The 14,603-nt window shown below is 71.9% G+C and carries 14 protein-coding genes; 7 read left to right on the top strand and 7 right to left on the bottom strand.

Features of this window, described 5'->3' with window-relative positions; all coding sequences use genetic code 11:
- Positions 1-4 precede the first annotated feature (4 nt).
- On the bottom strand, positions 5-799 hold the full coding sequence (locus ACZ6N8_RS25775) for a helix-turn-helix domain-containing protein (RefSeq protein WP_466013144.1): 795 nt from the start codon (positions 797-799) through the stop codon (positions 5-7).
- Positions 800-931: 132 nt separating this feature from the next.
- Between ACZ6N8_RS25775 and ACZ6N8_RS25780 the strand changes: the two genes are divergently transcribed.
- The 3 genes from ACZ6N8_RS25780 to ACZ6N8_RS25790 all read left to right on the top strand — a co-directional run bounded on the left by ACZ6N8_RS25780 (position 932) and on the right by ACZ6N8_RS25790 (position 3,260).
- Positions 932-1,303, top strand: coding sequence for a nuclear transport factor 2 family protein (locus ACZ6N8_RS25780; protein ID WP_466013084.1), 372 nt, complete (start codon positions 932-934; stop codon positions 1,301-1,303).
- A gap of 133 nt (positions 1,304-1,436) precedes the next feature.
- The gene (locus ACZ6N8_RS25785) at positions 1,437-2,315 is read left to right on the top strand and encodes an alpha/beta fold hydrolase (protein WP_466013085.1); all 879 of its coding nucleotides are present in this window, start codon (positions 1,437-1,439) and stop codon (positions 2,313-2,315) included.
- Between the two features lie 9 nt (positions 2,316-2,324).
- Positions 2,325-3,260 (top strand): acetamidase/formamidase family protein, encoded by a 936-nt coding sequence (locus tag ACZ6N8_RS25790; protein WP_466013086.1) that lies wholly within the window; start codon positions 2,325-2,327, stop codon positions 3,258-3,260.
- Positions 3,261-3,315: 55 nt separating this feature from the next.
- On the opposite strand, the gene ACZ6N8_RS25795 is transcribed toward ACZ6N8_RS25790, so the two are convergent.
- Positions 3,316-4,107 carry a S1 family peptidase gene (locus ACZ6N8_RS25795; protein WP_364363518.1) on the bottom strand — a complete coding sequence of 264 codons (792 nt, stop codon included), beginning with the start codon at positions 4,105-4,107 and terminating at the stop codon, positions 3,316-3,318.
- 209 nt (positions 4,108-4,316) lie between these two features.
- Between ACZ6N8_RS25795 and ACZ6N8_RS25800 the strand changes: the two genes are divergently transcribed.
- Complete coding sequence (locus ACZ6N8_RS25800; RefSeq protein WP_466013087.1) at positions 4,317-5,297, top strand: ATP-binding cassette domain-containing protein; 981 nt, start codon at positions 4,317-4,319, stop codon at positions 5,295-5,297.
- The gene (locus ACZ6N8_RS25805; RefSeq protein WP_466013088.1) at positions 5,294-6,121 is read left to right on the top strand and encodes an ABC transporter permease; all 828 of its coding nucleotides are present in this window, start codon (positions 5,294-5,296) and stop codon (positions 6,119-6,121) included. Before ACZ6N8_RS25800 ends, ACZ6N8_RS25805 begins: the two co-directional genes overlap by 4 nt.
- Before the next feature lies 1 nt (position 6,122).
- On the opposite strand, the gene ACZ6N8_RS25810 is transcribed toward ACZ6N8_RS25805, so the two are convergent.
- From ACZ6N8_RS25810 to ACZ6N8_RS25825, 4 genes are all read right to left on the bottom strand, one after another.
- Positions 6,123-9,299, bottom strand: coding sequence for a BTAD domain-containing putative transcriptional regulator (locus ACZ6N8_RS25810; RefSeq protein ID WP_466013089.1), 3,177 nt, complete (start codon positions 9,297-9,299; stop codon positions 6,123-6,125).
- A gap of 85 nt (positions 9,300-9,384) precedes the next feature.
- Positions 9,385-9,897: a signal peptidase II gene (locus ACZ6N8_RS25815; RefSeq protein ID WP_466013090.1), complete on the bottom strand. Its 513-nt coding sequence runs from the start codon at positions 9,895-9,897 to the stop codon at positions 9,385-9,387.
- Positions 9,898-9,959: 62 nt separating this feature from the next.
- Positions 9,960-11,093, bottom strand: coding sequence for a cupin domain-containing protein (locus ACZ6N8_RS25820; protein WP_466013091.1), 1,134 nt, complete (start codon positions 11,091-11,093; stop codon positions 9,960-9,962).
- A gap of 185 nt (positions 11,094-11,278) precedes the next feature.
- On the bottom strand, positions 11,279-12,274 hold the full coding sequence (locus tag ACZ6N8_RS25825; RefSeq protein WP_466013092.1) for a GlxA family transcriptional regulator: 996 nt from the start codon (positions 12,272-12,274) through the stop codon (positions 11,279-11,281).
- A 131-nt stretch (positions 12,275-12,405) separates the two neighbouring features.
- On the opposite strand from ACZ6N8_RS25825, the gene ACZ6N8_RS25830 reads away from it, so the two are divergent.
- Positions 12,406-13,044 (top strand): HD domain-containing protein, encoded by a 639-nt coding sequence (locus tag ACZ6N8_RS25830; protein ID WP_466013093.1) that lies wholly within the window; start codon positions 12,406-12,408, stop codon positions 13,042-13,044.
- Here ACZ6N8_RS25830 and ACZ6N8_RS25835 read toward each other — a convergent pair.
- Complete coding sequence (locus ACZ6N8_RS25835; protein WP_466013094.1) at positions 13,016-13,933, bottom strand: pyridoxal-phosphate dependent enzyme; 918 nt, start codon at positions 13,931-13,933, stop codon at positions 13,016-13,018. The two genes, ACZ6N8_RS25830 and ACZ6N8_RS25835, sit on opposite strands and share 29 nt — an antisense overlap.
- A 193-nt stretch (positions 13,934-14,126) precedes the next feature.
- Between ACZ6N8_RS25835 and ACZ6N8_RS25840 the strand changes: the two genes are divergently transcribed.
- Positions 14,127-14,603: an STAS domain-containing protein gene (locus tag ACZ6N8_RS25840; protein WP_466013095.1), complete on the top strand. Its 477-nt coding sequence runs from the start codon at positions 14,127-14,129 to the stop codon at positions 14,601-14,603.

Below are 14,603 nucleotides of genomic sequence, written 5' to 3' on the forward strand. Positions count from 1 at the left end.
AGGCTCACGACGGGGCGATAGCGCGCAGCACCTCGGTGGTCACCGGGTCGGCGGGAAAGAACGCCTCGACGGCCAACCCGGCGACGGTGACGTCCAACGGCGTACCGAAGAGGGTCGTGGTGCTGACAAAGGCCAGTTCCCGGTCGTCGTGTCGGTAGCGCAGGGGCACGAGGACACGGGACAGGGTGTCGCTGACCGGTGACGTGCTGGCGTCGGCACCGGGGTAGCCGAGGAGTTCCTCGTACAGGTCGGACAGGACCGGATCGTTTGTCACGTCGACCTGCTGGCGCAACCTGTTGAGCAGGTGGGAGCGCCACTCGGGCAGGTTGAGGATGCGCGGCGCCATGCCGTCGGGATGCAGGCTGAGCCGCAACACGTTGACGGGTGGCGTGAGCAGGTGGGGCCGCGCGTCCGCGGTGAACAGGCCGACGGCGGGGTTGGCGTCGACGAGGTGCCAGTGCCGGTCCACGAGCAGCGCCGGGTACGGGCGGTGCCCGTCGAGGATCTGCCGGACGGCGGCACGTACGGGCGCCAACTCCGGATCGCTCAGCTCGTGGCTCGGGTACGCGGGCGCGTACCCGCCGGCGAGCAGGACCGTGTTGCGCTCGGCCAGCGGCATGCCCAGGTGTTCCGCAAGCCGCAGGATGAGGTCCGGGCTGGGTCGGGATCGGCCGGTCTCGACGAAACTCAGGTGCCGGGTCGACACGCCCGCCTCGATCGACAGGTCGAGCTGACTCAGCCCGCGGGTCCGACGCCAGTCACGGAGCAGCTCCCCCACCTGTCGCCCGGTCCTGGTCATGATCGTCACTTCACCGACCCTAGTTCCGCGGCGGCGCACGGACCATTACCTCCGACGTAATCGACAGCGCACCACGGCCCGGGAAAGGCTCCTCACCGGAAACAGCAGTTCCCCGCTGACGAGGAGAGACCCATGACGACCGCGTTCGACAAGCTGGCCGAGCGGTACATCGCGACCTGGAACGAGACCGACCCGGAGCGACGACGCCGCGACATCGACGACCTGTGGGCCCCCGACGGGCGCTACGTGGACCCGATGGTCGTCGCCGAGGGCCGCGACGCGATCGACGCGACGATAGCGGCCGTGCAGAGCCAGTTCCCCGGCATGATGTTCCGGCTGGTCGGACCTGTCGACTCCCACCACAACCAGACCCGTTTCACCTGGGAACTCGGACCGGACGACGTCGAGGCGCCGGTCGTCGGTTTCGACGTGGCGGTGACCGACGACAACGGCCGGCTGACCCAGGTGCTGGGCTTCCTGGATCGGGTGCCCCCGACGTCGTGACACCCCCGTGGGCCGCGGACCCGCCGGACGCCTCCGCGGCCCACACCCTCGCCCTCACGACCAGCGCCGAAATCCGCCGCGCCACGTGCTCATCGCACTCCCGGACGGATCCGCCGGCCGTAGTCTCACCCGCATGACGGACATCCGGACGCACAGCCTCTCCATTCCCGGCGTCGACCTCGTCTACGACGTTCGCGGGCCGCTGCCCCCGGCCGGCGGTCACCGTCCGCTGCTCATGATCGGCCAGCCGATGACGGCGGACGGCTTCGGAGCGCTCGCTCCGCACTTCACGGACCGCACGGTCGTCACCTACGACCCGCGCGGCCTGGGTCGCAGCGTCCGCACCGACGGCCGGATCGACAACACGCCGCAGCAGCAGGCGGCCGACCTGCACGCGCTTATCGAGGCGCTCGACGTCGGGCCGGTCGACGTGTTCGCCAGCAGCGGCGGCGCGGTGACCGCCCTCGAACTGGTCGCCACCCACCCCGAGGACGTCGCCACGCTCGTGGCACACGAACCGCCGATCAACGCGGTCCTGCCCGACGCCTCGGCCGCCGAGCGCGCCCGGGCCCGCTTTCACGAGGCGTACCAGGCGAAGGGGCGCGGCGCGGGGATGGCCTCGTTCATCGCGATGACGTCCTGGCAGGGCGAGTTCACCGACGCCTACTTCGCCCAGCCGAGCTCGGACCCGGCGATGTTCGGCATGCCGGCCGACGACGACGGCACCCGCGACGATCCGCTGCTGTCGAAGAACTCGTGGGCGATCACCGACTACCGTCCCGACGCCACAGTGCTCACCGCGGCCCCGACGCGGATCGTGATCGCGGTCGGCGAGGAGTCGGCGGGGACGTACACCGCGCGCACGGCCCTGGGCACCGCGACGCTGCTCGGTCAGGAGGCCGTGGTCTTCCCCAGCCACCACGGCGGATTCCTCGGCGGCGAGTTCGGTTACGCCGGCAAGCCCGAGGAGTTCGCCGCCCGACTGCGGGACGTCCTGGACGCCGGGGCATAGCCTGCCCAGATGCGACACACCCTCACCCCTGGCGACGCCACCCTGCACGGTCACTTCTCCGTCGACTTTCCGCCGGTGTTGACCATCGACCCCGGCGACACCGTCACCTATCGCACCCTGGACTGCTGGTGGTCGGCCGGCCCGTACCCCGGTGGGTACAACCGCGACCGACCCCGGGTCCCGCAGCGCCAGCCGGAGCACGGGCACGCGCTGATCGGCCCGGTCGCGGTGCGCGGCGCCCGCGCCGGCCAGACCCTCGAGGTACGCGTCGACGCGATCACCCCGGGCACCTGGGGCACCACAGTGGCCGGCGGCTGGCCGAGCGGCTTCAACGAGCGCTACGGCGTCGAGCACGACCAGGTGGTGCACTCGTGGGAGTTGGACCCGGTGACGATGACCGGCCGCAACCAGCACGGCCACACGATTCCACTGCGCCCGTTCATGGGGGTGCTCGGTATGCCGCCGGCCGAGCCGGGGCGGCACTCTACGACCCCACCCCGACCGCACGGCGGCAACCTGGACTGCAAGGACCTGACGGCCGGCAGCACCCTGCTGTTGCCGATCCCGGTCGACGGCGCGCTGTTCTCGGTCGGGGACGGGCACGCCGCGCAGGGCGACGGGGAGGTCGGCGGCACCGCGATCGAGTGTCCGATGGAGGAGGTGACGTTGACCTTCGACGTCCGGGACGACTTCCCGATCACCGGCCCGGTGGCCCGTACCCCGGACGCCTGGTTGACGCTCGGCGTCGGCGCGTCCCTCGACGACGCCACGTTCATGGCCCTGGACTCGATGCTCGCCCTGCTGCAACTGTCGCACGGTGTCAGCCGCGCGGACGCGGCCGCGCTGGCCAGCGTCGCGGTCGACGTACGGGTGACGCAGATCGTCAACGAGACCGTCGGCGCGCACGCGGTCCTGCGCGACGACGCGCTGCACTTTCCCGGATGACGACTGCCGGGCGGCCCGGACCGCGTGGTCCGGACCGCCCGCCGGGCCGTACGGGTCAGCCGCCGAGGCTCGCGGCGGCCGAGGCGATAGTCGAGGCGAAGTAGCTCACCTGGGTGTAGACACCCGGGTAGTTGGGTCGGGCGCAGCCGTTGCCCCAGCTGACGATGCCGACCTGGATCCAGGCGTTGTTGGCGTCGCGGCGGAACATCGGGCCACCGGAGTCACCCTGGCAGGTGTCGACGCCGCCGCTGGCGTACCCGGCGCAGATCTCCTGGGCGGCGATGATGTCGCCGCCGTAGTAGGAGTTGCAGGTCGAGTCGCTGACGAACGGCACTGTCGCCTTGAGCAGGTAGCGCTGCTGGCTGCCGCCCTCGCGCGCGGCGCCCCAGCCGGCGACGGTGAAGGTGCCGCTGTCGTAGGCGGTCGTGTTGGCGATCGGCAGGGTGCTCAAGCCGGTGACGGGGGTGGCCAGCCGGATCAGCGCCCAGTCCCGGCCACTGCCGTTGTAGCCGGGGGCACGGTAGACGTAGTTCGACCGGACGGTGATCCGGCTGGACGACTGGAGGTCGACCACGCCGAGGGTCGCGGTGATGCTGGTGTTGGTGCCCGTTGCGCCCACGCAGTGCGCCGCGGTGAGCACCAGCCGGGGGCTGTACAGCGCCCCGCCGCAGCCCATCGAGAGACGCACCATGAACGGGAACTCGCCCTGGGCGGCGCGGGTGCCGCCGACGACGTTCGGGGTGATCGGGCTGTCAGCGGCGGCCGGGGCCGCGAGCGTGAGGCTGCCCGCGGTCACCGCGGCCAGCGCGGTGGCCAACAGGCCGGTGAGGGTGCGCCAGCGAACCATGCATTCCTCCGCATCGGTACGGCACGCCCCGTGAGCGCACCAGATCGGGATAGCGGTCATCATATTGATTGCCGTGGATGTTGCGCGTCATCCCCTCTGGGTCGTACTCCCCGGGTTATGGATCTACCGCCCCGCCGACCCGCCCGTGTCGGTGGCGGTGTCGGTGCCGTGTCGGCGCGGTGTCAGGAGCCCGGCGCAGGCTGTGGGACATGACAGCTGACCTGGTGATCGAGGCCGAGGGCCTCGTGAAGAACTTCGGGAAGACGAGGGCGCTACAGGGCGTCGACCTCGCCGTACCCCGGGGGACTGTGCTCGGGGTCCTCGGACCCAACGGCGCCGGAAAGACCACCGCCGTACGCATCCTCTCCACGCTCCTCACCCCGGACTCCGGCACCGCCCGGATCGGCGGTTTCGACGTCGTCCGCGACGCCGAGCGGGTCCGCCAGAGCATCGGCCTCACCGGCCAGTACGCCTCCGTCGACGAGGACCTGACCGGACGGCAGAACCTGGAACTGTTCGGGACGCTGCTGGAGCTGGGCCGCGTCGGCGCCCGGCGGCGGGCCGCCGAACTGCTCGACTGGTTCGACCTGACCGAGGCCGCCGGCCGGCCGGCGAAGACGTACTCCGGCGGCATGCGCCGGCGGCTGGACCTGGCCGCCAGCCTCGTCGGATCACCGGACGTGATCTTCCTGGACGAGCCGACGACAGGCCTCGACCCGGCCAAGCGCGAGGACATGTGGGAGGTGGTCCGGTCGCTCGTCACCAACGGCTCGACGGTGCTGCTCACCACCCAGTACCTGGAGGAGGCCGACGCGCTCGCCGACTCGATCACCGTGATCGATCACGGGCGGGTCATCGCGCACGACACCCCCGAAGGGCTCAAGCGGGTGGTCGGCGGGCAGACCCTGGAGGTCCGGCCGTCCGACCTCGCGGACCTGCCCCGGATCGCGGCGATCCTGTCCGAGGTCGGCTCCGGCGCGCAGGCCGACGAGATCCGCAAGGGCGTACTCGCGGTACCGGTCACCGACGACCGGGCGCTCACCGGGAGCGTCGCGCGGTTCGCCGCCGCCGGCATCGCGGTCACCGAACTCTCCCTGCACCTGCCGAGCCTCGACGAGGTGTTCTTCACCCTCACCGGGCGTACGGCATCCGAGGACGACACCACCCACCGCACGGAGGTCGCGGCATGAGCACCCTGGTCGGCGCACCACCCACGGCGAGTTCCGCCCTGTCGACGGTCGCCCCGAACCCACGACCGTTCCGGCTCGTACGACACTCGTTGGCACTCGCCAAGCGCAGTCTCATCAAGACCTGGCGTACGCCCGAGGCCCTGATCGACGTCACGCTGCAACCGGTGCTGTTCCTCGTCATCTTCGTGTACGTCTTCGGCGGCGCGGTCGCCGGCTCCACCCACGACTACCTGCAGTTCCTGCTGCCCGGGATCCTGGCGCAGACCATCGCGACAGGGGCCATCGCGATCGGCGTCAACCTCAACACCGACATCGCCAAGGGCATCTTCGACAGGTTCCGGTCGCTGCCGATCCCGCGCTCCGCGCCGCTTGTCGGCGCGGTCCTGGGCGACGTCGTCAGGTATGTGATCGTCACGGTCTCGACACTGGCGATCGGCTACCTGATGGGGTTCCGGATCGAGACCGACCCGTTCCGGGCAATCGCCGGTTGCCTGCTCGCGGTGCTGTTCGCGCTCTGCCTGAGCTGGCTGCCGGTCTACGTGTCGATGAAGGTCCGCACCCCGGGCGCCGTGCAGGGGCTGATGTTCGCGCTGATCATGCCGCTGAGCTTCGCGTCAAACGTGTTCGTCGGCGCGGACACCCTGCCCGGCTGGATGCAGGCCTTCGTGGACGTCAACCCGATGACCCACCTGGTGGATTCGGTACGCGGGCTGTTCCTCGGCACTCCGCTCGGCGCGCACGTGTGGTGGACCCTCGCCTGGTGCGTCGGCTTCGTGGCGGTGTTCATGCCGCTGGCGCTGGGCGCGTACCGCAGGAAGATCTGACCTACGCCAGCAGGTCGTCCATCAGCTCGCGGATGCGGGCGACCACGACGGCGACCGGTCGGCCGCGCCACACGGCAAGTGACGGCTCGCGCTGCTCCTCGTCCCCGAGGACGGCGTCGAGCCGTTCGCCGTGCCCGAGCGGGAAGAGCGTCTCGACGTGCGTGCCGATCCGCGTCCCGAGCGCGGACAGTTCGCGGGCGGTGCCGGCGTCGCCCCGGTACGCGGCGAGTTCGGCGCCGCCAAGCGCCCACGCCCCGATCACCGGCAGGTCCCGGGCGGCCAGCGCGTCGTCGGCGGCGACCGCCAACAGGGCGGCCACCTGCGGATCGACCTCGTCCGCCGGAGTCCGGCACACCTCGGCCACCCGCAGCCGCAGCACCGCCACGGCGACCCGGAGCAGGGCACGCGGCTGCGGTGGCGGCCCGACGTCCCGGCTGAGTGTGCGGACCACGCCGTCGGCGTGGGCGAGCGCCTCGTCGTACCGTGCCCGCTGCCAGGCGAGGTGCGCCAGACCGAGACGCGCCTGGGCGACGTCCATCTGCTCGGCCTGATCCGAGGTCGCCGTCTCGGTCAACCGTCGCTCGGCCTCCGCGTCCCCGGACAGGGCGAGCTGCATGTCCAGCCGCACCCGGATCGACCGCGCGTCCTGCGTGGCACCGATCATCTCCATGTGCCGGACACTGCGCGCCAGCCAGTCGGCCGCCCGGGGCTCCCCGGCCGGCGTCACGAACTGCCCCACGGCTCCGGCCGCCATGGCCATGCCCCAGTGGTCGCCGACCGCCTCGAAGCGGTGGTACGCCCGCTCGGCGTCGGCGATGGACGCCTGCGGCATGCCGCCGTTCTCCCGTACCGCCGCGCGGGCGAACAGGCCGAGCCCCTGCATGTACGGGTCCGGGTGCGCGATCATCTCGGTGGCGCTCTCCAGGCTCTTGTCCAGGTCGGACTCGTCGAAACCGGGCAACGCCGACGCGAGCGCGGTCATCCGGGGCGACAGCTCGCCGGGCCGCTCGGCCAGGACTCTCCGCAGGACCCGCCGGGCCAGTCCGGCGAGCCGCAGTTCACCGCTGATGCCGGCATTCACCCCGATCAGCAGGGCCAGCCAGGCGAGGCGGTCGGCGTCGGGCAGTGCCCGGTCGACGACCCGGCCCTGGATCGCCGAGCGCCGCCGCCGCAGTGGGTCGTCGATGTGCAGCAGACCCCGCGCCCACCCGGAGACCTCGAGGTGTAGGCCGCGCACCGTCCAGAGGTGCAGCAGCGCGGTGGCGACGTCGACCGCGGCCGGCTCGTCGTCGTGCCCGAGGGCCCAGCGCAGAGCCGCGATCAGGTTGTCCTGCTCGGTGGCGCAGTCGTCGAGCGCCTCGACCTGGTCGGGGCCGACGAACCGGCTGGCGAGGTCGACGGCTCGCGCCTGCGCCCAGTCGACCAGCCCGGCCATGGTGCGGTCCCGGTCACCTGCCGCGTCGAGCCGCGCTTCGCCGTACTCGCGGACGGTTTCGAGCATCCGGTATCGCGGTGGCCCCTCCCCCTCGACCAGGGTCAGCAGGGACTGTTCGACGAGCGTCGCCAGACCGCGCCGTACGTCAGGGGTTCGGGCGACCGAGGCGGCGAGATCGGCGGTGAACGCGGCGGGGACGACAGCCACCCGCTGGAGCAGCTCACGGTCGGCCGGCGCGAGCAACTCGCGGCTCCAGTCGACCATCGCCCACAGGCTCGCGTGCCGCTCCGGCAGGCCACGCAACGCGTCGTCGAGCAGCGCGAACCGGTCGGTCAGACCGGCCAGCACGTCGTCGATCGGCATGTGCCGCAGCCGCGCGGCGGCCAGTTCGAGCGCCAGCGGCAGGTTGTCGAGCCGGTGACACAGGGCGAGTGCCCGTTCGTCGTCCCAGGTCGGCACCGCGCCTCCGGCCCGCGCCCGGGACTCGACCAGGGCGAGCGCGTCGGCGTCCGGCAGGGCGGTGAGCCGGTGCACCAGTTCGCCGGCCAGGCCCAGCGGCGCCCTGCTCGTCGCGAGGACCGCGAACTCCGCCGATGTCACCGCTACCAGGTCCGCGACGACGGTGGCGGCCGCGTCGAGGACGTGCTCGCAGTTGTCGAGCACCAGCAGCCCGTCGAGGTCCGGCGCCACGGCGCGCAGCCGCTCCACCGGGTTGAGGACGCGCCGTTCCAGGCCCAGGTTGCCGCCTGTCGGCGACGTGTCCGCACCGCCCAGCGCGGCGAGCACCGTGGGCAGCACCTCGTCGGGTGAGCGCAGGCCGGCCAGCTCGATCACCCGTACCGCCTGCCCGGCCGCCGCCGCGCGCCGCGCCACCTCGGCGGCGAGGCGGGTCTTGCCCGCGCCGCCGGTCGCCACGATCGTCACCAGCGCCGTCCCGGTCAGCGCGTCGGCGACGGCTTCGACGTCACGCTCCCGCCCGACGAGGGCGGTCAGTGGCCGACGCCACGCGGCGGGCAGCGTGATCCGTGCCGGCTGCCGGGGCGGCGCCACGACGGTCGGGGTGGTGAGTTCGCCGCGCAGCAGGGCCAGGTGGACCTCGGCGATCACCGGCGACGGGTCGGTGCCGTACCGGTCGGCCAGTTCGGCGCGCAGCCGCTCGATCACCTCCAGGGCCTCGGCGTCGCGGCCCTGGGCGGCGAGCACCCGGACCAGCAGCGCGGCCGACGGCTCGTCCGGTGGGGTACGCGCGGCGAGCCGGCGCAGGTCCGCCTCGTCGAACGGCCCCGCACCGGCGAGCGCCGCCCGCGCGCGCAGCGCGGCGACGTCGGCGAACAGGCGGGCGTCCTCGGTGGTGTCGAGATCCGGGACCTCGGGGAACAGCGCCCGCGCCCGGTCGGCCACGTCCCGGGCGGCCGACGGATCCCCGGCCCGGAGCGCGGAGTTCGCCCGCTCGACAAGCGCCCGCGCCTCGACCACGTCGACGGTGATCTCGTCGGAGGGCAGCCGGTATCCACCCGGTACCGCGACGACCGGCAGCCCGAGACGGCGTGCCCGCGACACCAGCGCCTGGACGGCGCCCGTCGCGTCGTCCGGCGGGACGCCGTCCCACACGGCGTCCACGAGCAGCGCGGTGGAGACCGCCCGCCCACGCGCGTCGACCAGGGCGCGCACCACCGCCGCGAGCCGCTCGCCCCGGACCGGTCGACCGTCGACGGCGAGCGGGCCGAGGATCGTGATCTGCACGCGACAAGCATCCCCCACCGACGTTCACCGGCCGCCGGCAACCCGTGGGACGTGCCGGTCAGCTGGTGCCGTGCCGATGCGTACGTCAGGGATTCGGCAGTGCCCGCTCGTCGGCGCGGGCGTCGTCGGGCACGGCCGGCGCCCGCAGCGGTACGCCCCGCAGGTTGAGCAGCAGGACGATGCCGACACCGACGACGAGCGCGATGTCGGCGACGTTGCCGATGAAGAACCCGGCGTAGTCGATGAAGTCAACCACGTGCCCCCGGGCGAACCCGGGCTCCCGGAAGAGGCGGTCCAGCAGATGGGTCGCCGCCCCGCCGAGCACCAACCCCAGTGCCACGGCCCACTGACGTGAGGTGACCCGTCGCGCCACGACCGTCACCGCGACGACCGCCGCGGCCGCCGTCAGCCCGAAGATCCAGGTGTACGACGAGCCGATGGAGAAGGCGGCGCCCGGGTTGTAGACCAGCCGCAGTTGCAGGAGGTCACCCACGAGGGGAACGGCCTGCCCGTCGGAGAGCGTGGACTCGGCCCAGAACTTCGTCGCCTGGTCCACGGCGAGCACCACGGCGGCGATGATCACGACGATGCGGAACACAGCGGAACCCTAGCCGGTCGCTCTCGGGCCCCACCACCAGGAGAGTCTCGCACCCGTCCACGTCAGATCACTGTCTGTTTGGTGGCCGGCAGCTCGTCGATGATCGACTTCTCGACGTTGATCGTGTCGGCGATGATCTCGTGGGGGGTGTTCGCCATCCACTGCATCACCGAGATGTCCTCGAACCGGGGATGCTTGAACATCTCCAGGAACACCAGAGGTTCGTCACCGGTGTTCTCGATGTAGTGGCCGTAGGCGAAGGGCACGTAGCCGACGTCGCCGGCCTGGAAGTCGAACGTCCGGGCGCTGGCCTGGGCCGCGTACACGCCCATCCGTCCGGTGCCCGAGATGTAGTACTGCCACTCGTCGGTGGTCGGATGCCAGTGCAGCTCGCGCATCCCCCCGGGTTCGACCTCGACGAGGGCGGCGGCGGTCGTGGTGGACGCGGCGAAGTTGGTCGAGTCGGTGATGCGGACCGACCCACCACGGAAGCGCTGCGGGGTCTGGGCGGTCATCCGGTGTTTGAAGCTGCGCGGGATGTCGCCGGTGGGGCTGATCACCCGGTCGCTCTGCAGGGGCGGCGGGACGTCGCCCTGGAAGATGTACTTCTCCCGCTCGGGCAGGTTCTCCATCTGTTGCGTCGTCCAGCCGAAGTTCTTCGCCAGCACGTGCCGGGGCGTGTGCGCGAAGAAGTCGCTGAGCAGGAACGTGTTGTTCTCCGAGAAGGCCCCGTCGTCGAAGACCAGCAGGAACTGTGCGCCCTCGTCGAGCGCCTGGATGTTGTGCGGCACGCCCTGCGGAAAGAACCACAGGTCGCCCGCCTTGACGTCCTCGATGAAGTTGCGTCCCTCGTGGTCGACGGCGCTGATGCGGCAGCTGCCGCTGAGCATGTACGCCCACTCCGACTGCTGATGCCAGTGGATCTCCCGGTACGCACCCGGTTCGAGTCCGAACTGGACGCCCGCCATCATCGTGGCGATCGGCAGGTCCCGGACTGTCACCTCGCGGGTCCAACCGCCCCGCTCCACCCGGGTGTGCGCCTGGGAGAACGAGAACTTGAGGTTGGGTACCAGCCGGCTGTCGGTCGTCGGCGGTACGAGGAGATCCGGATTCTGCCGCTCCAGCTCGACGTTACGGCCCGCGATGGGCGCGCTGCCCTCGTCACCGCGACGCGGCTGGGGGTCGCTGTTCGCCATGGTCACTGACTCCTCACTCCGATCGGACCGGATCCGGGTGCGAGACGCCGCCGTCCTTCGATCCTCGGGGTTGAGCAGGTGCGCCCACATCACGCGATCGCGCCATAGCCGCTCGTCGCACCGGGGACGGCACACACGATTCGACGCAGCGTGTTCCGTTCCGGGCTCGACGGGGCGGGGAACGGTCAGTCCTCGTCGTCCGGCGCCGCGCCGCGCGTCGACGTCCGGAACCGCTGCTGGTAGGCGCTCGGCGAGACCCCGACCCGCGCGAGGAACATCCGGCGCAGTGTCTCGGGGCTGCCGACGCCGACCCGTTGCGCACAGGTGGTGACCGAGTGCCCGGCGTGCAACAGCCGGATGGCCGCGTCGACCCGCACACCCTCCACGTACTTGGCGGGGCTGCTGCGGGTCTCCTGCCGGAACATCCGGGAGAGGTGCCGGGGGCTGACATGCGCGCGGGCGGCGAGCGCCGGCACCGAGTGGTCGGCGGCCGGGTCGGCGGCCACCGCGTCGGTCACCTGCCGTAGGACGGGGCTGCTCGGCCGGGGCAGGGTCAGTGACGGCGAGAACTGCGACTGACCACCGGGCCGTTGCAGGAACACCACGAGCGACTGCGCGACCGATCGCGCCACCTCCTCTCCGTGGTCCCGCTCCACGAGCGCCAGGGCGAGGTCGATGCCGGCGGAGACGCCCGCGGAGGTGATGATCGTCCCGTCCTCCACGAAGATCGCGTCGGGCTCCACCCGAACGCGCGGAAAGGCGGCGGCGAGCAGCCGGGTGTGCCGCCAGTGCGTCGTGGCCCGACGGCCGTCCAGCAGGCCGGCCTCGGCCAGCAGGAACGCGCCTGTGCAGACCGACGCGGTACGACAGGCGCGGCCCGACAGCGACACCGCAGCGGCCCTGAGCTCGGAACTGATCGGGGTCGTCGGCAGGTCGTCGCCGCCGACCACCAGGGCGGTTCCGACATCCGTCGCCGACTCGACGTCCCCGTCGACGGGGACGCGCAGGCCGGTCGAGGAGCGGACCGGAGCACCGTCGCCGGACCGCACCTCCAGCTCGTACCGGGCACCGAACCTGACGGCCTCCGCGAACACCTCGAACGGTCCGGCCAGGTCGAGCATCTTCATCCCGTCGAAGACGAGGGCGCAGACCCGGTGCGCCCGTTTTGCGTGGTCCGTCACCGTGCCGCCCTCCCCGACGTGTCCCGATCTGAGGGAAGCATGGCAGACAGGACAGGGCAGCGGACGGCCTCCCGGCGTGACGCTTGACGCACCGGAGCACGCCACGGGCTCCCCGGACCGACAGGACATCCATGATCCAGACAATCGCGGGGGTCAAGATCCCCGACTCGCCGCTCGCCACCGAGGCCACCGACCTGGTCCGGGCCGCCACCGACGACCTGCTGTTCCACCACTCCCGGCGGGTCTTCGTCTTCGGCACCCTCCAGGGCCGGCGGCTCGGTCTGACGGCCGACCCCGAGCTGCTCTACGTGGGGGCGATGTTCCACGACCTGGGCCTGACCGAGCGGTACCGTCGCGACGACCAGCGCTTCGAGCTGGACGGCGCGGACGAGGCACGCCGATTCCTGCGCTCACACGGGATCGGCGAGCACGAGGCGCGCCTCGTGTGGGAGGCGATCGCCCTGCACACCACGCCCGAGGTGCCGCACCGGCTGGAGCCCGAGGTCGCCCTCGTCAGCGCGGGCGTCGAGACGGACGTGCTCGGCATCGGCTACCGGGAGCTGTCCCCCGCCGACATCGCCGCGGTGGTCGCGGCGCACCCACGGCCGCACTTCAAGCGCGCCATCGTCGACGCGTTCGCCGACGGGTTCCGGCACCGACCGGACACCACGTTCGGGACGGTCAACGGCGACGTGCTCGAGCACCGCGTGCCCGGTTACCGCCACATCGACTTCGTCCGGGTCATCGAGGAGTCGGACTGGCCGGAGTGAGGTCCCCGACCTCGGCATGACCGAAGAGTCCCGGCAGTCCACCGCTGTGCACGAACACGACCCGGTCACCGTGCGGGAAGCTGCCTTCCAGCAACGCCGCCATCGCCCGACCCGTGTACGTCGGGTCCAGGAACACGCCCTCCTCGCGGGCGGTCGCGTACAGGGCCGCCCGCACGGCGTCGGTGACCGTGCCGTAACCCGCGCCCACCTGCGATCCGTCGATGCGCAGGGCGGCCGGCTCGACCTGACCGTCAAGCAGGTCGGCAACCGTGGCGCGGGGGTCGGGTATCGCGCCGGTGTCCACGCCGACCACCCGCTCGGCGCCCAGCTCGCGGACCAGCCCGGCCATCATGCCGCCGGAGGCGAGCGCCACCACGACCTCGACCCCGTCGATGTCCGGCACCTGGGCGCGCAGCTCCCGGCCACAGTCCACGTAGCCCTGAAGCGACACGGGCGAGGTTCCGCCCAACGGAATGACGTACGCCGACCGCCTCTGCGCCTCGACCGCCACCACCTCGGCGATCGGCCGGTCCCCGCTCCAGACGATCTCCGCACCGGCCAGCTCGTCGAGGAGCAGGTTTCCGCGCCGGTGCGGAGCGGGCGGGCCGGCGAGCACCAGCACGCAGGCCAGGCCCAGACGCGCGGCCGCCGCGGCGGTCAGCCGCGCGTGGTTGCTCTGCGGCCCACCCGAGGTGATCACCGTGGTGGCACCGACGGCCACCGCCTCCGCGCAGGTGTAGCGCAGCTTGCGGACCTTGTTGCCACCTCCGCCGAGCCCACTGAGGTCGTCGCGCTTGAACCACAACTCCGCCAGCCCCAGCCGGGCGGCGAGGCGCGGCGCGGCCTCCAGAGGGGTCGGCCACGTACCGAGGGAGACCGGGGTCGTCATCCGCACAGCTAACCACCCCGCTCCGGGTACGCGCCTCCGTCCGCGCCACGCCGCCCCGACGACCGGCTGTTTCACCTCCGGAGACGGCGGGTAGGGTGACTGTCGGGTCAAGACATGCGCCCTCCAGTGGTCAACCCTGCCCCGGCACCACGCCCGGCGGGTGGGCCACCCTCGTCGAGGGCGGAGGCAGCATGTGACAGACCAGTTCACCGATCGCCGGCAGCTGCCACCGGGCCTGCACACGCCGATCATGTCCCTGGCCTGGAGCCGCGACGGCTCCACCAGTTTGATCACCGTCGCCGGTGAGATCGACATGAGCAACTCCCACCTGCTCACCGAGCTGGTGGAGTTCCTGTGCCGGTCGCCCGTACCCCTGATCGCGGTGGACCTGTCGGCGGTTCGCTTCCTCGGCGCACACGGGATCACCGCCCTGCTCCAGGCCAACAAACTCGTCACCTCGACCGGAGCCCGGCTCACGCTTCGTGATCCCTCACCGTTCGTACTCCGCGTCCTCGGCGCGGCCGGGGTGATGTCTCAGGTGGACCTCGACGGCGCACCCACGCCGGGCGGCACTGCGCCCACGGACGTCGTCCTGCGGCTTGCCCGCCCCCCACCGGCGCGACGGTCCTCGAACCGCGTGGCCGGACAGCGCCCATATTCCCCCAGATAG

The organism is Micromonospora sp. NPDC047521 (assembly GCF_055587305.1).